Here is a 23,623-nt window from a genome sequence, read left to right as displayed (position 1 = left end):
CGGCGACCGACCAGGGGCGCCCCTGACGAAAGTCGTAGACGGCTAAGGTCGCCGCATGCCGGGGCAGGTCGAAGCGGGGTTCCTGACCTCCATCGCGCGGTTCGCGGGGCCGGTCCGCGGCGTCGCCACCACGTTGATCAGCGTGTTCGGCCTGCTGTCCGTGCCGTCCGACGGCCTGGCGCCCGGTTTGGCGGTGCTCGGCCTGGTGGTGGCCTGCGCGGTGGCGGACTTCGGCGCGCCGCGGCTCGCCCTGGCGTTCTGCGTCGTGCGGGTGGTGGCGGTGTGCGTGGCGCACGAGTGGATCGGCGGCACGGACCAGTGGGCGCTCACCGTCCTCACGACCACGGCGATCACGCTGCAGTGGGAGTGGTCGCCGAAGGTGTCGGCGCCCGTGACGGTCCTCCTGCTCGCCGCGTACGTCGGGACGCTCGGCTGGGTCGGCACGGCGGTGCTGAGGGTCGTGGTCGAGTGCGTGCTGGCGCGGTTGGCGTTCGGGCTGGTGCGCCGCTCCACGCGCCGGGTGGACGGGCTCCGCGCCCGGCGGGCCGCGCTGGAGCGGGTGGAGGCGGTGGCGTTGGAACGGCGTGCCCGCGAGCGCGAGTACCTGGCGTTGCTGCACGACACCGCGTCGGCGACGTTCCTGGTGGTGGCGGTGAACGGGCGGGACGCCGACCCGGCCGAGGTCGCCGGGTACGCGCGCCGCGACCTCGACCTGTTGACGGGCGCCTCCGGCGAGCCGCGCGACAGCGTGGTGGACGTCGGCTCGTCGCTGCGGACGGTGGTGGAGCGCAGCCCGTTGGCCGTCGACGCGCGCTGGGACGCGGTGCTGGTGCCCGCGTCGGTGGCGTTGGCGCTGGTGCGGGCGCTGCGGGAGGCGTTGGCGAACGTCGAGCGGCACGCCGGCACCGGCGCGGCCGAGGTGCGCGTGACGGCACGGGGCGGCGGCGTGGAGGTGCGGGTGGCGGACACCGGTCCGGGGTTCGACGTCGGGGCCGTGTCCGCGCACCGGCGCGGCATCCGCGGCTCGGTGGTCGAGCGGATGGCGGCGGTCGGCGGCGGCGGCGAGGTGACGTCCGGGCCGGGCGGCACGACGGTGCGGCTGGTGTGGCCGCGTGGCTGACCGGGTCGTGCCGTCGGCCGTCGACGCCGAGGGGCACGTGTTCGCCAGCCTGCGGTTGGTGCTGCTGGGCGTCACGGCCCTGGTGCAGCCGACCCTGGGGGTTGGGCCTCTCCTGGTCCACGACCACCCCGCCGCGCTGGCCGCGTTCGCCGTCCCGGCGTTGGTGACGGCGTTGTGCGCGGTGTGGGTGCTGCGCCGCAAGCCGTTGCCGCCGCCGTTGGTGGTGGTCGGCGCGGTGGCGGTGCTCGCCGCGTCCGCGGTGGCCACCGACGTGTTGCCGCCGGACGCGCACTTCGGTCCGACGCACTGGTCGTTCGGCCTGGTCGGGTGGCACCTGCTGCTGTTGCTGCCGGACCGGGTGGCGGCGCTGCTGGCCGCGCAGGCGGCGCACGTCGCGATCAGCGTGACCCAGTGGCTGCTGGCCGGGACGCCGGACCGGGCGGAGGTCGGCGGCGCGGGGGTGGTGGTGCTGAGCGTGGTCAGCTTCCAGCTCGGCGTCCTGGTGATCTCCCGGGTGCTGGTCCGCGGCGCGCGCCTGGCCGCCGAGGTCGCCGCCGAACGGGAACGCGCCGCGACCAGGGCCGCGCTGGCCGAGCAGTGGGAACAGGACCTCCGGGCCGGGTTCGCCGGGCAGCTCGGCACGACGTTGCCGCTGCTGGCGGACCTGGCGGACGGCGTGCTGGACCCGCGGGCCGACGAGACTCGGCTGCGGTGCGCGCTCGCGGCCACCCAGCTGCGCCGCCTGTTCGCCGAGAACGACGACGTGCCGGACCCGCTGGTGCACGAGGTCACGGCCTGCGTCGACGTGGCCGAACGGCGCGGTGTCGTGGTGTCGCTCGCGGTCAGCGGCGCGCCGGTGCCGGTGCCGACCGACGTGCGGCGCGAGTTGACCGGGCCGCTCGCGGTGGCGCTGTCCGCGGCCCGCGTGCGCGCGCGGGTCAGCCTGCTGCGCGGCGACGGCGAGGTCCGGGTGGCGGTGGTCGCCGACGCCGGCGTGGACGTGGGAACCGCGACGGGGCGGGTCGAAGTCGAATGCGGGACGTACGGTCGGCACACGCGGATGGAGGCCCGATGGCGGACGAGCTGAGCGCGGTGGTGATCGACGACCACCCGGCGGTGCGCGCGGGCGTCGCGTACTGGCTGTCGTCCGGCACTCCCCCGATCCGGGTCGCGGCGAGCGGCGAGGACGTGCGCGCGGCGTGGCTCGGCGAGGGCGCCCTGGCCGACGTGGTGATCCTCGACCTGCACCTGGGTCGTCCCGCGCCCGTGCTCGGCGACCTGCGCCGGTTGGTGGAGGCGGGCCGGCGGGTCGTCGTCTACTCGATGCGCGCCGACGACGCGATCGCGTTGCAGTGCCTGGAGCTGGGCGCGCTGTGCTACCTGACCAAGGCGGAGGGCGCGGACCACCTGGTGCAGGCGACCCGCGCGGCGGCCGAGGGGCGGCCGTACACGCCGCCGTCGCTGGCGGGCGCGTTGGCGGCCGACCGCTCCGACCACCGGCCCGCGCTGTCGCCGCGCGAGGCCGAGGTGCTGGTGGAGTGGTTCCAGTCGGAGTCCAAGGAGTTCGTGGCGCAGCGCCTGGGGATCTCGCTGAGCACGGTGAACTCGCACCTCGAACGCATCCGGATCAAGTACGCGCTGATCGGGCGCGAGGCGCCGACGAAGGCCGCGCTGGTGGCGCGGGCGATCCAGGACGGGCTGATCGGCGTGGACGACCTCTGATCGTGGCCGCGGACCGTGGTCGGCCGGTACCGTGGGCAGCACACCGCCTCCCTTCACCTCGTCGTGATCACCGGAGGTAGCCGTTCATGAGGTCTTCCTTACGCGTCGGCCACGTGCTGACCGCGGTCGCGCTGGCCGCGGGGCTCGTGGTCGCCCCGGCCCACGCGGCCGATCCGCCACCCGCCGCCGCGCCGCGCACGTCGGTGCGCGTGGACAACCCGTACGTCGGCGTCCGCGCCTACGTGAACCCGGAGTGGTCCACCCGTGCCGCCGCCGAGCCGGGCGGCGCGGCCGTCGCCGGGCAGCCGACCGGCGTGTGGCTCGACCGGATCGCGTCCATCCACGGCTCGAACGGCCGCATGGGCCTGCGCGCGCACCTGGACGAGGCGCTGCGCCAGCGCGCGGGGGTCGTCCAGCTCGTGCTGTACGACCTGCCCGGCCGGGACTGCGGCCGGCTGTCCACCAACGGCGAGCTGGACGCGAGCGAGCTGCCGCGCTACAAGCAGGAGTTCGTCGACCCGATCGCCGCGATCCTGGCCGACCCGGCGTACGCGCGGCTGCGGATCGTCGCCGTCGTGGAGCCGAACTCGCTGCCGTTCCTGGTGACCCACACCGCGCCGCGGTCGTGGGCGACCTGGCAGTGCGAGACCGTGAAGGCCAACGGCGCCTACACCGGGGGCGTCGCGTACGCGTTGGCGAAGCTCGGCGCGATCCGCAACGTCTACAGCTACCTCGACATCAGCCACCACGGCGGCATCGGCTGGGACGAGGACCGCAAGCCGACGCTGGAGCTGCTGGCGAGGACGGCGCGCTCGGGCGGCGGGCTCGGCGCGGTGCACGGGTTCATCGCCAACACCGCCGACTACTCGGCGCTGCGCGAGGAGTTCCTCGTCAAGACGGTGATCAACGGGCAGCACATCCGGCAGAGCCGGTGGGTGGACTGGAACCCGTTCGTCGACGAGCTGTCCTTTGTGGACGCCTTCCGCGCGGAGGCGGTCGCGGCGGGCTTCGACCCGCGCGTGGGCGTGCTGGTCGACACCTCGCGCAACGGCTGGGGCGGTCCGAACCGGCCGACCGGGCCGGGCCCGGAGACGAGCGTCGACACCTACGTCGACACCAGCCGGGTCGACCGCCGGGTCCGGATCTACAACTGGTGCAACCAGACCGGCACGGGCCTGGGCGAACGCCCGGTCGCGGCGCCCCGGCCGAACGTCGACGCGTACGTGTGGATGAAGCCGCCGGGCGAGTCGGACGGCGCGTCCATCCCGCTGCCGATCGGCGACGAGAACCACAACCGGATGTGCGACCCGGACTACACCGGCTACCCGGGCGCGAGCCAGTACCCGACGGGGGCGTGGCGGAACGCGCCACCGGCCGGGCAGTGGCACTCCGAGCAGTTCCGGGAGCTGCTGCGCAACGCCCACCCACCGCTGTGACCAGGTTCGTTGCGGATAATCCGCCGGTGTCCGAGTAGGTAGGCTGGGGCCATGTCCGCCATGGCCCCGGCCCGCACCGAGTCCGACCTGTCCTTCCTCCTCGACCACGCCGGCCACGTCCTGCGCACGCGGATGGCGGCGGCGCTGGCCGAGATCGGCCTCACGGCGCGCATGCACTGCGTGCTCGTCCACGCCCTCGAAGAGGAGCGCACGCAGATCCAGCTGGCCGAGCTCGGCGACATGGACAAGACCACCATGGTCGTCACGGTGGACGCGCTGGAGAAGGCGGGCCTCGCCGAGCGCCGGCCGTCCAGCACGGACCGGCGGGCGCGGATCATCGCCGTCACCGAGAAGGGCGCGGAGGTGGCCCGGCGCAGTCAGGAGATCGTGGACGGCGTGCACCGGGCGGCGCTGGAGTCGCTGCCGAAGAAGGACCGCGATGCCCTCCTCCACGCGATGAACCTGCTGGTCACGGGCCACCTGTCGACGCCGGTCGCGGCGCCGCAGACGGCCCGCCGCGCCCGCGAGAGCACCAAGTGAGTCCGCACTAGATTGTCTGTAACAAAACTATCCGCTACGGTTGCTCCTGTCACCGCGGGAACAGGAGCCAGCCATGCCGTCGGATGTCGGAACCGACTCCGGAACACCCCTCGAAGCACCACGGGACACGCCTCGCGTGAACCGGTGGACCGCGCTCGCCGTGCTGTCCGCGGCGATGCTGATGACGATCCTCGACGGCAGCATCGTCACCGTCGCGATGCCCGCCATCCAGCGTGACCTGGGCTTCTCCCCCGCCGGCCTCAGCTGGACCGTCAACGCGTACCTGATCGCCTTCGGCGGCCTGCTGCTGCTCGCGGGCCGGCTCGGCGACCTGGTCGGCCGCAAGGCCCTGTTCCTCGCGGGCAACGCCGTCTTCACCGCCGCGTCCCTGCTGGCGGGCGCGGCTACCACGCCCGGCCTGCTGATCGCCGCCCGGTTCCTCCAGGGCGCGGGCAGCGCGATGGCCTCGGCGGTCGTGCTCGGCATCCTGGTGACCCTGTTCACCGACCCGGCCGAACGCGCCAAGGCGATCGGCGTCTTCAGCTTCACCGGCGCGGCCGGCGCGTCCCTCGGGCAGGTCCTGGGCGGTGTCCTCACCGACGCGCTGAGCTGGAACTGGATCTTCTTCATCAACCTGCCCATCGGCGTGGCCACCATCCTCCTCGCGGTCCGCGCGCTGCCGGCCGACCGCGGGGCGGGACTGGCCGCCGGCGCGGACGTGCTCGGCGCGGCGCTCGTCACCAGCGGCCTGATGCTCGGCATCTACACCGTGGTCAAGGTCGAGCAGCACGGCTGGACGGCGGCGCACACGCTCGGCCTCGGCGCGCTGTCGGTGGCGCTGCTGGCCGCGTTCACCGTGCGCCAGGCGACCGCGAGGACGCCGTTGATGCCGCTGCGCGTCCTGCGGTCCCGCAACGTCAGCGGGGCGAACCTCGTGCAGGTGCTCACGCTGTCGGCGATGTTCGCGTTCCAGATCATCGTCGCGCTCTTCATGCAGCAGGTGCTGCGCTACGGCGCGTTGGCCACGGGCCTGGCGATGCTGCCCGCGGCCGTCGCCATCGGCGGTGTGTCGCTGTTCCTCTCGGCCCGCCTGAACAACCGGTTCGGCGAACGCGCCGTGCTGCTGGCCGGGCTCGCGCTGCTGTTCGGCGCGATGCTGAAGCTCCGGACCGTCCCCGTGGACGCCGACTACGTCACCGACCTGCTGCCGGTCATGCTGCTGATCGCGGGCGGCGGGCTCGTGCTGCCCGCCCTGGCGTCGCTGGGCATGTCCGACGCCAAGCCGGACGACGCGGGCCTGGTGTCCGGGCTGTTCAACACCACCCAGCAGGTCGGCATGGCCGTGGGCGTGGCCGTCCTGTCCACGCTGGCCGCCGCCCGCACCGGGGAGGACCGCGCGGCGGGCGTCGCCGAAGCCGCCGCCCTCACCGCCGGGTACCACGTGGCGTTCACCGTCGCCGCCGCCCTGCTCGCCGCCGCGTTCGTCGTCACGCTGGTCGTCCTGCGCAAGCGCCCCGCCTGACGCCCTCCGGCAGGACCACGCGTCAGCCCGGCAACTGGTCGAGGTCGAGCCGGTAGTGCGCGGTCCCCGAGATCACGTGCAGCACGTCCCCGCGCCCGACCGCCGTCCACCCGTTCGACGGACGGCGGTCGGGCAGCGCCAACCGCCGCGTGTGCCGGACCTCGAACCGCCCGTCCCCGGTCAGCTCCCCGACCCGGACCAGGTCGCGCTCCCCGCCGTAGCCGCCGACCAGCGCGCAGCGCACGCCGTCCGTGATGACGGCGGTCGCGCCCTCCACCTCGTTCTCCCACCCGGTCACCCGGTCGCCGTCGACCCGCACGACGGGGAACTCGGAGTAGTAGCACGTCCACGCCGTCTCGCCGGCGACGTTGAGCGCGTAGCAGTCGTCGATCCCGTCGAAGTCGCCGTCGTGCGGGTACGCCCAGGTCGGGGTCAGGTCGCGGCCGAACCGGACGAGTCCGGACCCGCCGACCGGCGCGGGGCCCGGACCGCCCCAGCCGAAGTTGCCGTACACGCCCTCGTCGGAGTAGCCGACCCACACCTGGCCGGACGGGGTGGCCGCCACGTGGGCGACGCCGTCGCCGAACAGGGCGGTGCGCACGACGCCGCCCGCGGGGTCGACCACGTGGGCGTTGTCCTCGACACCGTCGGCGGTCCAGCGGTTCCGCGCGCCGACCACGAGGAACCGGTCCCCCGGCAACGGCTGCACGTGGCAGTGCGCGAGCGCGAGACCGTCCAGGTGGACGACGGCGTCCCGGTCGGGGACGTGCCGGGTCAGGCGGGCCGCCACCGGACGCGCGGCCCGCACGGCGGGGAAGCTCGCGCCACCACGGCCGCCGTCGCGCGCGTGCAGCACCTCGCGGCCCTCCGGCGTCGACCACAGCGCGACCACCTCGCCGTGCGGCCCGACGTCGGCGGTGACCAGGACGTCGTCCTCGCTCACCGGAACGAGCCCGCCGTGCCGCCGCAACTCCACCCGTCGTGTGAACACGGTCCTCCTCCTCGACGCCGGTATTACGTCATGCCGGGGAAACGCCGTCCACCGAGTTCTCCCTGTGAGCAGCGGCACGCGGTGTGGGCGCGAACCGGGGGCGTGCGACCGTTAAAATCGTTTCCGTAGCTAAGCAAGCCACAGCTAAGCAAGCCACCTCAGCCCGGCAAGCCACGTCGCGCGGTCACTGTCGACACGGGACAGACGACAGGAGCGACGCGATGACAGCGACGGCCGTCCAGCCCGCGGCGACCCGGCGCGGACGCAACGGCGGCGCGGCCATGGGGGCGCTCGCGCTCGGCGGCTTCGCCATCGGCACCACCGAGTTCGCCACCATGGGCCTGCTGCCGCAGATGGCGGCGACGTTCGACCTCTCCATCCCCGCCGCGGGCCACGCGATCAGCCTCTACGCGCTCGGCGTCGTCGTCGGCGCGCCGCTCATCGCCGGCCTGGCCGCGAAGCTGCCGCGCAAGGGCCTGCTCATCGGCCTCACGATCGCCCTGGCCGTCGGCAACGGGCTGTCCGCCGTCGCGCCGAACGCCACCCTGCTGATGATCTCCCGGTTCGTGGCCGGCCTGCCGCACGGCGCGTTCTTCGGCATCGCCGCCGTGGTCGCGACGACCCTCGTGCCGCCGGAGCGGCGTGGCACGGCGGTCGCCCGGATCATGGTCGGCCTCACCGTGGCGAACCTCGTCGGCGTGCCGGTCGCCACCGCCGCCGGGCAGCAGATCGGCTGGCGCGTCGCCTACTTCGCGGTGTCGGCGATCGCGGTCGTGACGGCGTTGTCGGTGGCGAGGTGGCTGCCCCGCATCCCCGCCGCGCGGGACGCGGGCGTGGCCGCCGAACTCCGCGCGTTCCGCCGCCCGCAGGTGTGGTTCGCGCTGGTCATGGGCATGGTCGGGTTCGGCGGCATGTTCGCCGTCTACTCCTACGTCTCGCCGATCACCACGGAGGTCACCGGCCTGTCCGCGGGCGCCGTGCCGTGGGTGCTGGCGGTGTTCGGGCTCGGCATGACGCTCGGCGCGACCACCGGCGGCCGGTTCGTGGACCGGTCCGTGATGGGCACCGTGTTCGGCTCGATGATCGCGGTGACCGCCGTGCTGGTGCTGTTCGCGCTCACGGCGACGTCGCCGGTGATGGCGTTCGCCACGGTGTTCCTGCTCGGGCTCGTGTCGCAGGTCCTCGCCTCGGCGCTCCAGGTGCGGCTGATGGACGCCTCGCCGGACGCGCCGTCGCTGGCGTCGTCGTCCAACCACTCGGCGCTGAACATCGCCAACGGCGCGGGCGCGTGGCTGGGCGGCCTCGCCATCGCGGCAGGCTGGGGCTACACGTCCACGGCGTGGGTCGGTGTCGCGCTGAGCCTGTCCGGGCTGGCGGTGGCCGCCCTGTCGGTCGTGGTCGACCGCCGCGCCCGCGCGTCCGCCTAGCCCTCGGCCACCACCTCGCGGAGGCGGGCGGCGAACCGCTCCGGGTCCTCGACGAACCCGATGTGGCTGCCGGGGAACGTCGTGGGCTCGACGCCGAGCCGCTCGGCCAGCGCCTGCGACGTGCGCTCGCACAGCTGCCCGCCCGACGCCTCGCCGATGGCGACGACGATCCGCGCCCCCGACGCGCGCAGCGCCTCCACGTCCGGCACGAACTCGACGGTCGGCCGCAGCATCCGCGTGTACTGGTAGTGCTCGTCCGCGCGGTCCTGCGGGTCGCCGTCGCCGCCGAACATCTGCTCGACCGCCTCGACGGGCATGTCGATGTCCGCGATGGCGAGGAACTTGCGCCACGCGCCCAGGCGATCGCCCGCCAGGTAGGTGGCGATCATGTCGTCGGTCCGCTCCCGCAGCTCCTCGCGGTCCTCCACCAGCTCGTCCAGCGGCGGCTCGTGCGCGATCACCGTGCGCACCAGCTCCGGGTGGGCCTGCGCGAGGGCCAGGGCGCTGACCGCGCCGCCGCTCGATCCCAGCACCACCGCCGGGCCGACGTCGAGGTGGGCGATGAGGCGGGCGAGGTCGTCGGCGCGCAGCTCGGGCGTCGAGTCGCGCTCCCGGTCGTCCACCTCGCTGCGGTTGATGCCGCGCGGGTCCGTGGTGAGCACGGTGTGGTCGGCGGCGAGCAGGTCGGCCAGCGGCTCGAACGCCCTGGCGTCCATCGGCGCGCCGACGAGCACCACGAGCGGCCCGTCGCCCCGCACCTCGTAGTGCAGCGACGCGTCGGGGACCCGCAGGGTCGCGACGGTGGCGGTCGACGTGTGGTTCATCTGTGGATCCTCCCGGAACGGTGCCTGTGCGCCACACCTTCCCGCAGCCCGGCGTCCGCCGCAGGGCCAGCCGCGGCAGAGTCAGCCGTCGCAGGGTCGGCCGTCGCAGGTCGGCGGTCACCACGCCGCGGCGGCCGGCACCTCGTGGGCGATCCCGACGACCGACTTGCCGTCCGTGGCGACGTGGACGCTGCGCGCGGGCGCTTCCGCCGTGGCGCGGCTGCGGTCGACGTGCGGCGCGAGCCGGGAGCCGACCTCCCAGTGCGCGAGCCGTTCCCGGACGGTGGCGTCCTCGGCGGTGAGCAGCACCGTGCACCTGATGTCACAGCCGACGCTGGACTTCCCCACCCCCGCGCCGCCGCCGATCAGCAGCAGCTCACGTGTCGTCGTCATGGTCGGGGAGCCTGGCAGCGCCGGGCCGGGCGGGGGAAAGGGTTATCGCGACCGTCGTGCCCCGGCCGGGGGTCGAGGCGACGGTGGCCCGGCCGCCGTGCGCGGCGGCCACGGCGGCCACGATCGACAGACCCAGCCCCGCGCCCCCGTGGTCGGCGCGGGCGGTCGGGGCGCGGTAGAACCGCTCGAACACGTGCGAGCACTCCTCCTCGGTCAGGCCCGGACCGTCGTCGGACACCGCGATCACGGCGTGGTCGCCCTCGGCGCGCACGCTGACCCGCGCCGTCGTGCCGGGCGGGGTGTGGCGGGCGACGTTCGCCAGCAGGTTGCCCAGCACCTGGCGCAGCCGGTCGCGGTCGCCCGCCACGGTCACCGGCTCGTCGTGGTCCAGCTCCACCGGGTGGTCCGGCCACGCGGTCAGGGCGTCGGCGACGGCGTCGGCGGCCAGGTCGGTCAGCTCGACCGGGTCGCGCGACAGCGGCCGGCCCTGGTCGAGGCGCGCCAGGAGCAGCAGCTCGTCCACCAGCGACCCCATGCGCTCGGCCTCCGACTCGATCCGGCGCATCGCCACGTCGAGGTCGTCGGGGCGGCGGGCCGCGCCGCGCCGGAACAGCTCGGCGTACCCGCGGATGGTGGCGATCGGGGTGCGCAGCTCGTGCGACGCGTCGGCGACGAACCGGCGCAGCCGGTCCTCGGACGCCTCCCGCTCCCGGAACGCCGACTCCAGCTGGCCGAGCATCGCGTTCAGCGCGTCACCGAGCCGCCCGACCTCCGTGCGCGCGCCCGCGCCCCCCACCCGGCGGGTGAGGTCGCCCGAGCCGATGGCCGCCGCGGTCGCCGAGATGCCCGTCAGGGGACGCAGGGCCCTCCGCACCGCCCGCCACGACAGGTACGCCACCGCCAGCAGCGCCACCGCGCTCGACCCGACGGCGACGTTGCGCACCCGGTCGAGGAGCTCGTCCGACTTCGCGGCCGGCATCGCCACCACGAGGATGTCGCCGTGCTCGCCCACCCGTGACGTCCGCACCAGCCAGCGCGGTTCGCCGACGTCCGCGAACCGGCCGCCGTCCGGGTTCTCCGCCGTCACCGCCGCGGGCCACAAGGCGTCGGTCAACGGGTCCGGCAGCGCCGGCGCCGCACCGAACGCCGTGGTGTGCCGCACCCGCCCGTCCGGGCTTCGGACCTGGAAGAACGACGGGATGTCGCCGTGCGCCGCCGCGTCCCGCCACACCCGCGTCACCACGCCGTCCGTGACCACGCCGTTCTGGGGTGCGCCGGGGCCCGCGAGCAGTTCGCGCCGGAAGTCGCGGCCCACGGCGGTGAGCACGTCGTCGTTCTGGTCGCCGGACCAGTCCTGCAACGCGCCGAAGATCGCCCCCACCGACACCGCCAGGCCGAGCGCGAGCAACCCGACGACGGTCAGCACCAGCCTGGCCCGCAACGACATCAGGCCCGCCCGGGCCGCGGGGGCCGGTTCTCCGGCAGCCGCACGACGTACCCGACACGCGGGACGGTGTGGATCAGCGGGGGGTCGAACGCGTCCACCTTCCGCCGCAGGTAGGAGATGTACGTCTGGACGACCCCGTCGTTGCCGCCGAAGTCGTACTCCCACACGTGGTCGAGGATCTGCCGCTTCGACCGCACCCGGCCGGCGTTCGCGACGAGGTAGCGCAGGAGCTTGAACTCGGTCGGCGTGAGGTCGATCGGCTCGCCGTGCCGCCGCACGGTGTGCGCGTCCTCGTCCACCTCCAGGTCCGCGAACCGCAGCCGCTCCCCCGGCCACTCGCCGGGACGCGTGCGGCGCAGCACCGCCCGCACCCGCACCACCAGCTCCTCGATGCTGAACGGCTTGGTCACGTAGTCGTCGCCGCCCGCCGTGAGCCCGGTGATCTTGTCCTCGGTGGCGTCGCGGGCGGTGAGGAACACGACGGGCGCGCGCTGCCCGGTCCGGCGCAGCTCGCGGCACAGGTCGATGCCGGACCCGTCGGGCAGCACCACGTCCAGCACGAGCAGGTCCGGCGCGAACGACGTGGTCCGGGCCTCCGCGGCGGTCGACGCCACGGCCGTCTCGAAGCCCTCGTAGCGCAACGCCGTGGCGACCAGGTCGGCCAGGTACCTCTCGTCGTCGACGACGAGGACGCGCGGCGGTGGTGGTGTCACCGGGCCAGTCTCGTGCAGGGGTGACCCGGATCGACCGCGGAGGCCGCTTTTTCACAGAGAACTCCCAGAGCGCTCGCACGCCGCCCGAAGATCGCGCTGGTGGGCTGGTCGGCATGGAGAAACTGTCCCGATTCGTGCTCGGGCACCGACGACCGGTCGGCGCGCTCGCCGTCGCGCTGCTGCTCGCCGGCTGCGGCGCGCTCGCCCTGCTGCTGCCGGCCACGTCCGAGCGCAACGACTACCCCGGCCTGCCCGGCTACGAGGCCAACCAGAGGATCACGGCCACCTACGGCACCGGGGGCTACGAACGGCCGTTCGTCCCGGTCGTCACGCTCCCGGACGGGGTCACGGTGGACTCGCCGGGCGTGCGGGAGGCGTTGGCCGACGCGTTCGACGCGATCCCGGACGACGCCCGCGTCGTGTCGTACGCCGACACCGGCGACCGCGCGTTCGTCGGCGACGGCGGCACGACCACGTTCGGCCTGGTCTTCGGGCCGCAGGTCGAGCAGGGCGGTCTGCCCGGCAGCGCGCTCGGCGAGGGGTCGGACCTGGGGGCGGTCGTCGCCGACGCCATGCGCCCGCACCTGCCGGACGGCGCGCTGCTGCACGTGACCGGGCTCGACGCGCTGGCGACGGGCGCGGACACCGGCGGGCTCGACGTGCCGCTGAAGCTGCTCATCACCCTCGCCGCCGCGATCGCCGTGCTGGCCTTAGTGTTCCGCTCGGCCCTCGCGCTCGTGCCGCTGCTCACGGCGTTCGTCGCGGTGCCCGTGTCGTTCCTCGGGCTGCTGGCGGCGAGCGCGGTGATCGACGTCCACGAGACGACGGTGATCATGCTGCCGCTGTTCGGGATCGGCATCGCGGTGGACTACGCGCTGATCCTGGTGACCCGCTGGCGCGAGGAACGGGCGCTCGGCCGGGACGGCGACGAGGCCGTGCACCGGGCGATGGCCACGGCGGGGCACGCGATCGTGTTCAGCGGCGGCGCGGTGGCGATCGGGCTGGTGACCATGGTGGTGCTGCCGATCCCGCTGCTGCGCAGCCTCGGCGTCGGCGGGATGGTGGTGACGCTCGCGAGCGCGCTCGTGTCGCTCACGGTGCTGCCGCTCCTGCTGGCCAAGGCCCGCCCCGGGAAGCTCGAACGGGAGGAGGCGGCGAGCCGGGCGTGGACGGCGTGGGCGCGCGTCGTGGTGCGGCGGCGCGTGCCGGCCGCGGTGGTCGCCGCCGCCGCGCTGGTCGGCCTGTCGGTGATCGGGTTGGGCGTGAACCTCAGCGTCCCCGTGACCGGCGACCTGGCCCGCTCGGGCAGCGGGCACGACGGGCTGGCGGCGTTGCGGGAGGCGGGCGTCCCGTCCGGTGTGCTGACGTCGTTCGACGTGTTCGTGCCGCCGGGGCGCGATCCGGGCGCGGTCGCGGCGGCCCTCGCGGACGTGCCGGGCGTGCACGCCGTCACGGCTCCCGACGACGACCGGTGGCGCGTCGACGGCTCGGCGCTGGTGACCGTGCTGCCGGTGCCCGAGGGCGGCGCCGACGCGGGCGAGGACCTGGTCCGGGCGGTGCGCGCGGCCGTGCCGGACGGGGTGCTCGTCGGCGGGAACGCCACCCAACAGCTGGACTACGTCGACGTGACGTACTCGGCGTTCCCGTGGATGCTCGCGCTGCTCGCCGCGGCCACGTTCGTCCTGCTCGCCAGGGCGTTCCGCTCGCTCCTGCTGCCGCTCAAGGCGATCCTGCTGAACCTGCTGTCGCTGGGCGCGGTGCTCGGCGCGCTGGTCGTGGTGTGGCAGTGGGGCTGGGGCACCGAGGCGGTGCTCGGCCTCCAGCCGGACGGCGCGATCGGCACGTTCGTCCCGGTGACCGTGTTCGCGTTCCTGTACGGGCTGACGATGGACTACGAGGTGTTCATCATCGCCAGGATGCGCGAGGAGCACGACCGGACCGGGAGCACGCGGCAGGCCGTCGTCGCGGGCATCGGTCGCACCGGCAGGCTCGTGACGTGCGCGGCGCTCATCCTGTTCTTCTCGTTCGCGTCCATGGCGGCCGGCGGCGAGCTGGACGTGGCGATCTTCGCGTCCGGGGTGTCGCTGGGGATCGTGCTGGACGCCACGCTGATCCGCGCCGTCCTCGTGCCGGCGACGGTGGCGATGATGGGCCGGTGGAACTGGTGGCTGCCGGGGTGGGCGGCACGCGTGCTCCGCGTGCCGCCCTCACCGGTGCGCCCGGCCGTCACGAACGGGCGCTGAGCCTCACCGCGGTCCACGAGACGGGCGGCAGGACGGCCGTGAGGTCGCCGTCCGCGACGGTCGCCGGGTGGGGCTTCGGGACGACGCGGTCCGGGTTGGACTCGGTGTTGGTGGCCGAGCCGTCCGGGTCGTGGACCGTCCACGCCTCGGCCACCTCGACGTCGCCGAACGCGGCCAGGCCGACCCGCAGGTCCACCGGCTCCGACCGGTGCCGGTTGACCACGAACACCACCGTGTCGCCGGACTCGGGGTCGTGCGTGGCGACCGCGTCGACCACCGGGACCTCGCCGAAGCGCTTGGTCTCGTACGTCGGCGAGGTCGTCTCCACCCGCAGCACCTGGCCCCGCGCCAGCCGTGACGTCAGCGCGAACGGGTGGAAGGTCGTCTGCCGCCACGCCGGGCCGCCGGGCTCGCTGCGGATCGGCGCGATCACGTTGACCAGCTGCGCCTGGCACGCCACCGCCACCCGGTCGCTGTGGCGCAGCAACGAGATCAGCAGGTTGCCGACGACCACGGCGTCGGTGACGTCGTACTGGTCCTCGATGACCCGCGGCGCGACCTCCCACTCCGTGCGCGGCTCGGCCTGGAACCGCTTCAGGTACCAGACGTTCCACTCGTCGAACGACAGCGTGATCTTCTTGCTGCTCTTCAGCCGCGCGCCGACCGCGTCCGCCGTGGCGACCACGCTGTCGATGAAGTGGTCCATGTCCAGCGCCGAGGCGAGGAAGCTGTCCACGTCGCCGTCCAGCACCTCGTAGTAGGCGTGGCACGAGATGTGGTCCACCTGGTCGTAGGTCAGCTCCAGGACGGTGGACTCCCACTCGCCGAACGTCGGCATGGACGAGCTGGAGCTGCCGCACGCCACCAGTTCCAGGTCCGGCTCGGCCTGCCGCAGCGCCCGCGCGGTCTCGGCGGCCAACCGGCCGTACTCGTGCGCGGTCTTGTGGCCGAGCTGCCACGGGCCGTCCAGCTCGTTGCCGAGGCACCACAGCTTCACGCCGTGCGGCGCCTTGGAACCGTTGGCGCGGCGCAGCTCCGAGAGGTGCGTGCCGCCCTCGTGGTTCAGGTACTCGTGCACGTCGAGCGCTTCCTCGACGCCGCGGGTGCCGAGGTTCACCGCGTACATCACCTCGACGTCGGCCTTGCGGGCCCAGCGGGCGAACTCGTCGATGCCGACCTCGTTCGTCTCGATGCTGTGCCAGGCCAGTTCGCGGCGCACCGGGCGGTCGGCGACGGGCCCGATGCCGTCCTCCCAGCGGTAGCCGGACACGAAGTTGCCGCCGGGGTAGCGGACCAGCTCCACGCCCATCTCGCGGGTGAGGGCGAGCACGTCGCCGCGGAAGCCGTCCTCGTCGGCGGTCGGGTGGCCGGGTTCGTAGATGCCGGTGTAGACGCAGCGGCCCATGTGCTCGACGAACGACCCGAAGAGCCGGCGGCGCACGGGCGCGATGACGTAGTCGGGGCTGAGGACCAGGGAGGCGTTGAGCACGTTTCTCCTACTTCAAGGCGCCTGCGGCCGCGCCGCTGCGCCAGAAGCGCTGCAGCAGGACGAAGGCGACGACGAGCGGGACGATGGCCAGCAGTGAGCCGGTCACGACGAGGTTGAACAGCATCCGGGTGCCCGCCTCCTGCTGCGCGGTGTTGAACCAGGTGGTCAACCCCACGGTCAGCGGGTACAGCTCGGAGTCGCTGAGCATCACCAGCGGCAGGAAGTAGTTGTTCCACGTCGCCACCAGCGTGAACAGGAAGACGGTGACGATCGCGGGACGCATCATCGGCACCACGATCTGCCAGAAGATGCGCAGCTCGCCGGCGCGGTCGATGCGCGCGGCGTCGATCAGCTCCACCGGCACGCTCTCGTCCACGTACACGCGGACCAGGTACGCGCCGAACGGGCTGAGCAACGACGGCAGGATGACCGCCCACATCGTGTCGACCAGGTCGACCTCCGACAGGATCAGGTACGTCGGCAGCACCAGCGCGGTGGCCGGCACCATGATCATGCCGAGCAGCGCCGTCTCGAACAAGCGCTTGCCGGGGAACCGGAACCGGGCCAGGCCGTAGCCCGCCGCGGCGGCCAGCGCGGTCGCGCCGAGGGCGCTCAGCCCCGAGTACAGGGCCGTGTTGAGCAGCCACTTGCCGTAGACGCCGTCGTCCTCGCGGAACAGCTGCCCGATGTTCTCGAACAGGTTGAACTCGGCGAACCACAGCGCCGGGCTGTCGAGCAGGTCCGGCTGGCTCTTGGTGGCCGCGACGACCACCCACAGCAGCGGGACGAGGAAGTAGAGGATGCCCACACCCATGAACAGGTGCGGCAGTCGGGTCTTCACCCTGGTCTGGTTGCCAGCTCCGCCGACGTTCACTTCCGCGCACCTCGCCGACGGTTGACGAACACGAACACGTAGGCCACCACGAACACCAGGAAACCGAGGGCGAACGACAGCGCGGCCGAGTAGTGGAAGTCCGAGTAGGCGAACGCCTGGTTGTAGGCGTACAGGTTGGGCGTGTACCCGGCGGAGATCTGCGGCGCGAACCGCGCCATGATCGCAGGCTCGGTGAAGAACTGCATGGTGCCGATGACGGTGAAGATCGCGGCCAGCGAGATCGCCTGCTTGATGGCGGGGACCTTGACCCGCAACGCGACCTGCACCGGCGTGGCGCCGTCGATCACCGCGGCCTCGTACATCTCGCGCGGCACGCCCTGCAGCGCCGAGTACAGGATGATCATGTTGTAGCCGGTCCACGCCCACGTCACGATGTTGCCGAGCGACACCAGCAGCAGCGAGACGCTGAAGAAGTCGATCGGGTCGCCGCCGACGAGCGTCGGCAGGTCCGCGAACGGGCCGAACGTGCGGCTGTACAGGAAGCCCCACATGAGCGCGCCGACGACGGCGGGCACGGCGTAGGGCATGAACGCGATGAGCCGGAACGCCAGGGCGAACCTCGTCGTCACGGCGTCGAGCACGAGCGCGCCCGCGAGCGCCAGGCCGAGCATGACCGGGATCTGCACGAGTCCGAAGAGGACGACCCGCAGCAGGCCGTCCAGCAGCATCGGATCGGTGAACGCGCGCACGTAGTTGTCGACGCCGGTGAACCGGGTGCCCAGCGCGAGGCTCTTGCTGGACAGGCTGAGCCAGAACGCGTACGCGAGCGGCACCACCAGGAACGCCACGACGACGAGGAAGAACGGCAGGACGAACAGCGCTCCGGCGACCGGGTGCGCGGTGACGCGGCGCGACCCGCGCCGGGACCGCGCCCGCGACTCGACCAGGACGGGCGGTGGCGGTTCGTCGGCCTCGGGCGCCGTGATCGGTGTGGACCGGGTCACGGGGAACCTCCTGACTGGGCCCGAACGGGAACGGGGTGGTGGTCGGCCCGCCGCGGCGTGGTCGCGCCGCGACGGGCCGGGCCGGGCATCACCTGGCGACCTTGAAGCCCTGCTGCTCGGCGTAGGCGACGACGTTCTTCTGCGTCTCCTCCAGCACCGTGCTCCACGGCCTGCTGCCCGCCATCGCCTCGGCGCTGCGGTCGTTCAGCTCGCCGAACACGAAGTCCTGGAACGGCGTGTACTGGAACTCGCCCAGCTTGTTCGACACCGGCACGAAGATCTCGTTCACCTTCTGGCCGTTGAAGAACTCGTAGGCCTTGCCGGTGAACGCCGGGTCCGCCGCGACGTCCTTCACCAGCGGGTAGAGGAACGCCTTGTTCAGCCCGATGTCCCAGGCCGCCTTGGACTTGCCGAACAGCTCACGCGCCACGGTGGTCGCCGCCGCCGGGTTCTTGGCCTGCTTGGTGACGGTGAACGTCGAGCCGCCCCAGTCGCCCTGCTCGTCGGCGCCCGCCGTCCACTGCGGCATCGGGGCGACGGCCCACTTGCCGGCCGTGTTCTTCAGCGAGCCGGCGACGTAGCCGGGGGTCCAGCCGGCCGCGGCCCACGTCCAGTACTTGCCGGAGTCCAGCGCGGCGGTGGCGTCGGCGGTGAAGAACGGGTCCTTGGCCATGAGGCCCTTGTCGACCAGGTCGCCGTACAGGTCGAAGACCCGCCGGCACTCCGGCGCGGTCAGGTTGATCTTCACCTGGTCCTTGGCGGTGGCCCGCGAGTAGCCGTACGGGCGGCAGCCGGACTGCCACATCAGGCCGTTGATCCAGCCGCCGTCGCTGCCGAAGCTCGCGATGTGCGCGTTCGGGTCGACGGCCTTGATCCTCGCGGCGGCGTCGGCGTACTCGGCCCACGTGGTCGGCACCGGGATGCCGTGCTGGTCGAAGAGGTCCTTGCGGTACATCAGCGCCATCGGGCCGCCGTCGACGGGGATCGCGTAGACCTTCTCGCCGTCGGTGGCCTGGCTCCACGCCCACTCGGCGTAGAGGTCCTTGTCGTCGTTCGCGCCGTGCTCGCCCATGTCGACCAGGGCGTCGAGGATGATGAAGGTGGGGATCTGCTGGAACTCCACCATCGCGACGTCCGGCGCGCCCTTGCCCGCGGTGAACGCAGTCTTGAGCTTGGCGTACTGGTCGGGCCCGGTACCGACGTTGGTCCAGTCGACCTGGATGTCCTTGTGCGAGGCGTTGAACGCGTCCACCACGCCCTTGAACTCCGGGTACCAGGCCCAGACCGACACGCGAACGGGTCCGCCGTCGTCGCCGCCGGCCCCGCCGCACGCGGCCACGGCGAGCAGGCCGCAGACGGCGAGCCCCCCTCGGAGTTTCGCCAACCAGGTGGTGCCGTGCATAGGTGCGCCTTTCCGTCGCGGCATGCTTCCGGGCATGCGCGACCGCCATCACGGTGCGTGAGCGAGACGTGCAGTGGTGTGCGGCGACCCCGCGAGGCGCGAACTGGTGCCGTTGAGGTCGGTGGGTGCTGCGCCACGGCCGGCGGGTTCCGGGGAACCGACCGTGGCTGCCGCCGTGGCACCGGGGCTTGCTGCGCTGCAAAGGACTATGGACGGCGTTTTGCTGCGCTGCAAGACCTCACTTGAACTTAATCCAAACGAGATTTAACACGACGGCGCGCCGTGACGGCCGGGGCTTGTCCGGACGGCACGTCGCCGGGCACACTGCTTTGCAGCGCTGTAGCGGTGGGGCCGCCGCGCTGGTCCAACGGAGGAGAACCATGCGCGACGCCACGCTGCGTGACGTAGCCGAGCTTGCGGGCGTGTCCGCGCGAACGGTGTCGAACGTCGTCAACGGGTACGCCCGCGTCACCGAGCGGACCCGCGAGAAGGTCGAGCGGGCGATCGAGGAGCTGGGCTACCGGCCCAACGTCCTCGCCCGGAACCTGGCCAACGGCCGGTCCGGCCAGATCGCCGTGGTCGTGCCGTACCTCGACACGCCCTACTTCGCCGAACTGCTGCAGGCCATCATCCCCAGGGCGCGCGAGCGCGGCTACAACGTGCTCATCGACCAGACCGACGGCGACCCGGCGCACGAGCGGGAGCTGATCCGGCGCGGCGCGCGGGCGTTCCTGTTCGACGGCATGATCTTCAGCCCGCTCGGGCTCGCCCAGGAGGACCTGGACGACAGCGATCCCACGCTGCCGCTGGTGGTGCTCGGCGAGCGGTCGTCGAACGGCACGTTCGACCACGTCGGGATCGACGACGTGGCGGCGTCGCGGGAGGCCACCGCGCACCTGATCGGCCTCGGGCGACGTCGGGTCGCGGCCATCGGCGACCAGCCGTACCCGACCGGCGAGGCCGCGCAGCTGCGCACGCTCGGTTACCGGCAGGCGCACGCCGAAGCCGGCCTGCCGGTGGACGAGTCGCTGATCATCCACACGCCCCGGTTCAACCGGGCCGACGGCTCGGGCGCGATGCGCCTCCTCCTCGACCGCGCGGACCCGCCGGACGCGGTGTTCTGCTACAGCGACCTGGTCGCGCTGGGCGCGCTGCACGAGGTGCTGGAACGCGGGCTGCGGGTGCCGGAGGACATCGCGCTCATCGGGTACGACGACATCGAGGAAGGCCGCTACTCCAACCCGACGATCAGCACCATCTCGCCGGACAAGGTGACCATAGCGGCCACGGCGGTGGAGCGGCTGCTGGCGCGCATCGGCAGCACCGAACCGCTCCCCGGCGTGGAGGTGCGGGCCGCGCACCGGCTCATCGCGCGCCAGAGCACCCTCGGCCGTTCCGCCCGAGGCTGACCCCGCCGGTGGTGGTGCAGTGCCGATGGGAAAGCGCTTTCCATCGACTGGTGACGTCGCGCTCGTGCGGGCCGGGGTACACCGGCTCGCCCGAGCGCCGCCGCGTTCGTGCGGCCCGCGTTCGTGCGGCCCAGCGTTCGCGTTGCGACGGTGGCGGCGGCGGGGCGGTCAGGTTCGGTTGGGCCGCGGCAGGAGCAGGTGGACGGCGAAGCCCGCCAGCGTCGCCAGCACCGCCTGGTAGAGCATGGCGATCGGGGTGTTCGTCCCGACGAGGAACAACGCGTCGAGGCCGGTCGTCACCAGTCCACCCAGGGTGAGCAGACCCGTCGCGTGCCAGCCGAAGAACCCGGCGGTCCAGCCGACGAGCGGCCACCGGTTGCGCGTCGGGCGGCGCAGCACCAGGTAGGTCGAGAGGGCGGCGGCGGCGTTGAAGAGCACGCCGACGAGCCGCAGCTCGGCCGGTCCGCCGGACAACAGGGTCGCGAGCGTTTGCGCCACGACGAGCGCGATCACCGACCAGCAGCCGACCCGCGTTGTGTCCACGTCCGCGATGCTAGGTCAACGCCCGCGTCGCCGTCGCCGGGGTGCGGCGGCCCACGGGTCGCCCGAGGGTCACTCGCCCACCCGGACGCCCTCGACAAGGGCCTTCGGGGCGTACTCCGACTCGACCGTGAGCTCGATGCCGAGGTCGTGCGCGACGCACGCCACGGCCAGCGGGCCGAGCGCCGGCAAGCCGTCTGCCGCAACGTCCACGGCGCGTCACGGCACTGCGGCCGGCACGCCACCGTGTGCATGCCGATCCCGCGCACCTCCCCCATCGGCACGTCGAGCGACTCGCGGTCCTCGCCGAGCGGGATGCCGAGCAGCACGGGACGGTCCATGCCGTCGGCGAACACGGCCGCGCGGCCGGGCGGCAACGACACGACGTGCCGCGACCGCACCTCGTCGAGCTTCATGGTGGCGCCCACCGCGTCGCGGTCGTCGGCGGCGGGCATCCGGAGCACGATCTTCAGCGCGGTGTTCTTCAGGACGTCCGGGATGATCTTGGCCGGGATCTGCTCGGCGATCACGACGCCCTCGCCGTAAGCGCGGATCTCGGCCGGCAGCGCCGCGAACATCTCCACCGCATGCGACGCGGGGCTGCCCGGCAGCACGTTCTTCAGCAGCCGGTGCGCCTCCTCCACGACGGTCACGTGCCGCACCCCCGCCGCGCCGGACGACCGCCGCACCGCGGCGGGCGGCCCGGGTTCGACCAACTCGGCCCCGAAGTTCGCACCCGGTCCGCCTACCGCTCCCTGGGCCGCTCGCCGTTCGCCGAGGTGGGCACGATGAGGCCGCTCTCGTACGCCACCACGACGGCCTGCGCGCGGCTCGACAGGCCGAGCTTGCCCATCGTCCGCTTCACGTGGGTCTTGACGGTGGCCTCGCTGAGCACGAGCCGCTGGGCGATCTGCCCGTTGGTCAGCCCGTTGCCGACCAGCCGCAGCACTTCGGTCTCCCGCACGGTCAGCTCGGCCAGGCGCGGGGCGCCCGCAGTGGTCGCGCGGTGGTGGCGGGCGTAGGTCTCGATCAGCCGGTGGGTGATGTGGGGCGCGATGAGGATGTCGCCGGCGGCGATCGTGCGGACGGCGGAGAGGATGCGCGCCGGCGGGGTGTCCTTGACCAGGAAGCCGGACGCGCCCTCGCCCAGCGCGGTGTAGACGTACTCGGGCAGGTCGAACGTCGTCAGCACGACCACGCGCGGCGGGTCCTCGCGGTGTTCGGCGAGGATGCGGCGGGTGGCGGCGATGCCGTCCAGCACCGGCATCCGGATGTCCATGAGGATGACGTCCGGCGTGGTGTCGCGGGCGAGCGCGACGGCCTGTTCACCATCGGCGGCCTCCCCCACGACGTCGAAACCGGGCGCGGCGGTGAACAGGGCCACCAGGCCGGCGCGGATGAGGGCCTGGTCGTCGGCGACGAGCACGCGGATGGTCACCGGGCCGCCACCTCGTTCATCGGCAGGCGGAGGACCACGCCGAACCCGCCGTCCGCCAGCGGCCCGGCGGTGAGCACGCCGCCGTACAGCTCGGCGCGTTCCCGCATGCCGCGGATGCCGTGCGGGGTGTGCTCGGGGCCCGGTGGGCCGCCGTCGGCCCGGCCGTCGTCGGTCACCTTCAGCACGAGCGTCTGCGGCCCGTACTCGACGTCGATCCGCGCCCGCGCAGGTCCGGCGTGCTTCAGCACGTTGGTCAGCGCCTCCTGCGCCACCCTGTACGCGCACAGGTCCGGTCCGGGCTGGAGCTCGCGGGCCTCGCCGGTGACGGCGACGTCCACGGCCAGGCCCGCGCCCCTGGCCCGTTCCACCAGCTCGTCCAGCGCCGCCAGGCCCGGTTGGGGCTGGTAGTCGTGCTCGTGGTCGACCCGCAGCACGTCGAGCAGCCGGCGCAGCTCGGTCAACGCCTCGCGGCTGGTGTCGCCGACGGTCGCGATGGCCTGCCGCGCCGTGGGCAGGTCCGTGTCCAGCACGTACTCCGCCAGGCCGGCCTGGAGCGAGATCACGGACATGTGGTGCGCCACGACGTCGTGCAGCTCCCGCGCGATGCGCACCCGTTCGTCCGCGACGGCCCGCGCCGCCTCCTCGGCCAGCCGCTCGGCGCGTTCCGCCCACCGCCTGGTGCCCTCGCCGAGCACCCACGCGCCGAGCACCACCAGCACCGACTGGACGACCTCCGACCACACGATCGTGCCCGCGAGCCGCACGAACGCGCCCTCCACGACCACCGCCGACGCCACGAACACGAGCGCCGCGACGTGCCGCGGCCGCAGCGTGGCCACGGTGAACATGCCGACCAGGATGCCGACGCCCGCGCTGGGCAGGCCGTCGTACTCCAGCAGGCTGTACGCGGTCAGCGCGCCGAGCATCACCGCCATCGTGGTGACCGGCGCGAGCTGCCTCAGCGCGATCGGCGCGACGGTGAGCCCGGCGAGCGCGTACGCGTCCCAGCCGAGGCCGCCGCCGTGGCTGACCGTCGTGGCCACGGTGAGCCAGGTCAGCACGGCGGCCAGCAGCAGGTCCAGCCGGATGGGGACGAGTTTCGCCAGCACCCGCCCACGGTAGTCGGAC

At 73.3% G+C, this 23,623-nt stretch carries 22 protein-coding genes; 9 read left to right on the top strand and 13 right to left on the bottom strand.

Translation table 11 applies throughout. The features are described from left to right. Positions 1–55 precede the first annotated feature (55 nt). From ACRAKH_RS10655 to ACRAKH_RS10630, 6 genes are all read left to right on the top strand, one after another. Complete coding sequence (locus ACRAKH_RS10655; RefSeq protein ID WP_380722098.1) at positions 56–1,120, top strand: sensor histidine kinase; 1,065 nt, start codon at positions 56–58, stop codon at positions 1,118–1,120. Then, positions 1,113–2,207 (top strand): hypothetical protein, encoded by a 1,095-nt coding sequence (locus ACRAKH_RS10650; RefSeq protein WP_447009783.1) that lies wholly within the window; start codon positions 1,113–1,115, stop codon positions 2,205–2,207. Before ACRAKH_RS10655 ends, ACRAKH_RS10650 begins: the two co-directional genes overlap by 8 nt. Then, positions 2,192–2,842, top strand: a complete 651-nt coding sequence (locus tag ACRAKH_RS10645) for a response regulator (RefSeq protein ID WP_380722094.1) — start codon at positions 2,192–2,194, stop codon at positions 2,840–2,842. Before ACRAKH_RS10650 ends, ACRAKH_RS10645 begins: the two co-directional genes overlap by 16 nt. Positions 2,843–2,928: 86 nt before the next feature. Continuing rightward, positions 2,929–4,278, top strand: coding sequence for a glycoside hydrolase family 6 protein (locus tag ACRAKH_RS10640; protein ID WP_447009782.1), 1,350 nt, complete (start codon positions 2,929–2,931; stop codon positions 4,276–4,278). 51 nt (positions 4,279–4,329) lie between these two features. Continuing rightward, positions 4,330–4,818, top strand: coding sequence for a MarR family winged helix-turn-helix transcriptional regulator (locus ACRAKH_RS10635; RefSeq protein WP_380722088.1), 489 nt, complete (start codon positions 4,330–4,332; stop codon positions 4,816–4,818). A 136-nt stretch (positions 4,819–4,954) separates the two neighbouring features. Next, positions 4,955–6,340, top strand: coding sequence for an MFS transporter (locus tag ACRAKH_RS10630; RefSeq protein ID WP_380722086.1), 1,386 nt, complete (start codon positions 4,955–4,957; stop codon positions 6,338–6,340). A 22-nt stretch (positions 6,341–6,362) separates the two neighbouring features. Here the strand turns inward: ACRAKH_RS10630 and ACRAKH_RS10625 are convergent, their stop codons facing one another. Beyond that, positions 6,363–7,331, bottom strand: a complete 969-nt coding sequence (locus tag ACRAKH_RS10625; protein WP_447009781.1) for a hypothetical protein — start codon at positions 7,329–7,331, stop codon at positions 6,363–6,365. Positions 7,332–7,552: 221 nt separating this feature from the next. On the opposite strand from ACRAKH_RS10625, the gene ACRAKH_RS10620 reads away from it, so the two are divergent. After that, entirely contained in the window at positions 7,553–8,758 is a 1,206-nt protein-coding gene (locus ACRAKH_RS10620; protein WP_380722082.1) for an MFS transporter, read from the top strand. Here the strand turns inward: ACRAKH_RS10620 and ACRAKH_RS10615 are convergent. The 4 genes from ACRAKH_RS10615 to ACRAKH_RS10600 all read right to left on the bottom strand — a co-directional run bounded on the left by ACRAKH_RS10615 (position 8,755) and on the right by ACRAKH_RS10600 (position 12,135). Then, entirely contained in the window at positions 8,755–9,582 is an 828-nt protein-coding gene (locus tag ACRAKH_RS10615; protein ID WP_380722080.1) for an alpha/beta fold hydrolase, read from the bottom strand. The genes ACRAKH_RS10620 and ACRAKH_RS10615 overlap by 4 nt on opposite strands. A gap of 117 nt (positions 9,583–9,699) precedes the next feature. Beyond that, the gene (locus ACRAKH_RS10610; protein ID WP_380722078.1) at positions 9,700–9,975 is read right to left on the bottom strand and encodes a hypothetical protein; all 276 of its coding nucleotides are present in this window, start codon (positions 9,973–9,975) and stop codon (positions 9,700–9,702) included. Continuing rightward, positions 9,959–11,422, bottom strand: a complete 1,464-nt coding sequence (locus ACRAKH_RS10605) for a sensor histidine kinase (protein ID WP_380722076.1) — start codon at positions 11,420–11,422, stop codon at positions 9,959–9,961. Before ACRAKH_RS10605 ends, ACRAKH_RS10610 begins: the two co-directional genes overlap by 17 nt. Beyond that, positions 11,422–12,135, bottom strand: coding sequence for a response regulator transcription factor (locus ACRAKH_RS10600; protein ID WP_380722074.1), 714 nt, complete (start codon positions 12,133–12,135; stop codon positions 11,422–11,424). The genes ACRAKH_RS10605 and ACRAKH_RS10600 overlap by 1 nt, the downstream gene beginning before the upstream one ends. Positions 12,136–12,248: 113 nt before the next feature. Between ACRAKH_RS10600 and ACRAKH_RS10595 the strand changes: the two genes are divergently transcribed. Then, complete coding sequence (locus ACRAKH_RS10595) at positions 12,249–14,378, top strand: MMPL family transporter (protein WP_447009780.1); 2,130 nt, start codon at positions 12,249–12,251, stop codon at positions 14,376–14,378. Here ACRAKH_RS10595 and arfA read toward each other — a convergent pair. From arfA to ACRAKH_RS10575, 4 genes are all read right to left on the bottom strand, one after another. Next, on the bottom strand, positions 14,362–15,867 hold the full coding sequence (arfA, locus tag ACRAKH_RS10590) for an arabinosylfuranosidase ArfA (protein WP_380722070.1): 1,506 nt from the start codon (positions 15,865–15,867) through the stop codon (positions 14,362–14,364). The genes ACRAKH_RS10595 and arfA overlap by 17 nt on opposite strands. A 7-nt stretch (positions 15,868–15,874) precedes the next feature. Next, the gene (locus ACRAKH_RS10585) at positions 15,875–16,741 is read right to left on the bottom strand and encodes a carbohydrate ABC transporter permease (RefSeq protein WP_380722068.1); all 867 of its coding nucleotides are present in this window, start codon (positions 16,739–16,741) and stop codon (positions 15,875–15,877) included. Continuing rightward, positions 16,738–17,706, bottom strand: coding sequence for a carbohydrate ABC transporter permease (locus ACRAKH_RS10580; RefSeq protein WP_380722066.1), 969 nt, complete (start codon positions 17,704–17,706; stop codon positions 16,738–16,740). Before ACRAKH_RS10580 ends, ACRAKH_RS10585 begins: the two co-directional genes overlap by 4 nt. Positions 17,707–17,794: 88 nt before the next feature. After that, positions 17,795–19,108, bottom strand: a complete 1,314-nt coding sequence (locus tag ACRAKH_RS10575) for an ABC transporter substrate-binding protein (protein WP_380722064.1) — start codon at positions 19,106–19,108, stop codon at positions 17,795–17,797. Between the two features lie 380 nt (positions 19,109–19,488). Between ACRAKH_RS10575 and ACRAKH_RS10570 the strand changes: the two genes are divergently transcribed. Then, positions 19,489–20,517: a LacI family DNA-binding transcriptional regulator gene (locus ACRAKH_RS10570; protein WP_380722062.1), complete on the top strand. Its 1,029-nt coding sequence runs from the start codon at positions 19,489–19,491 to the stop codon at positions 20,515–20,517. 168 nt (positions 20,518–20,685) lie between these two features. Here the strand turns inward: ACRAKH_RS10570 and ACRAKH_RS10565 are convergent, their stop codons facing one another. The 4 genes from ACRAKH_RS10565 to ACRAKH_RS10550 form a co-directional block, all read right to left on the bottom strand. Beyond that, positions 20,686–21,060, bottom strand: a complete 375-nt coding sequence (locus ACRAKH_RS10565; protein ID WP_380722060.1) for a hypothetical protein — start codon at positions 21,058–21,060, stop codon at positions 20,686–20,688. Continuing rightward, the gene (locus ACRAKH_RS10560; protein WP_447009779.1) at positions 21,027–21,710 is read right to left on the bottom strand and encodes a hypothetical protein; all 684 of its coding nucleotides are present in this window, start codon (positions 21,708–21,710) and stop codon (positions 21,027–21,029) included. The genes ACRAKH_RS10565 and ACRAKH_RS10560 overlap by 34 nt, the downstream gene beginning before the upstream one ends. 92 nt (positions 21,711–21,802) lie before the next feature. Next, a complete protein-coding gene (locus ACRAKH_RS10555; RefSeq protein WP_380722056.1) occupies positions 21,803–22,495 on the bottom strand; it encodes a response regulator in 693 nt (230 codons plus the stop codon). Next, entirely contained in the window at positions 22,492–23,604 is a 1,113-nt protein-coding gene (locus ACRAKH_RS10550) for a sensor histidine kinase (protein ID WP_380722054.1), read from the bottom strand. Before ACRAKH_RS10550 ends, ACRAKH_RS10555 begins: the two co-directional genes overlap by 4 nt. Positions 23,605–23,623: the final 19 nt, after the last annotated feature.

This window comes from Saccharothrix hoggarensis (genome assembly GCF_052936025.1).
Note: the sequence above shows the minus strand (reverse complement) of the source record. Positions and strands in the feature narration are given on the sequence as shown.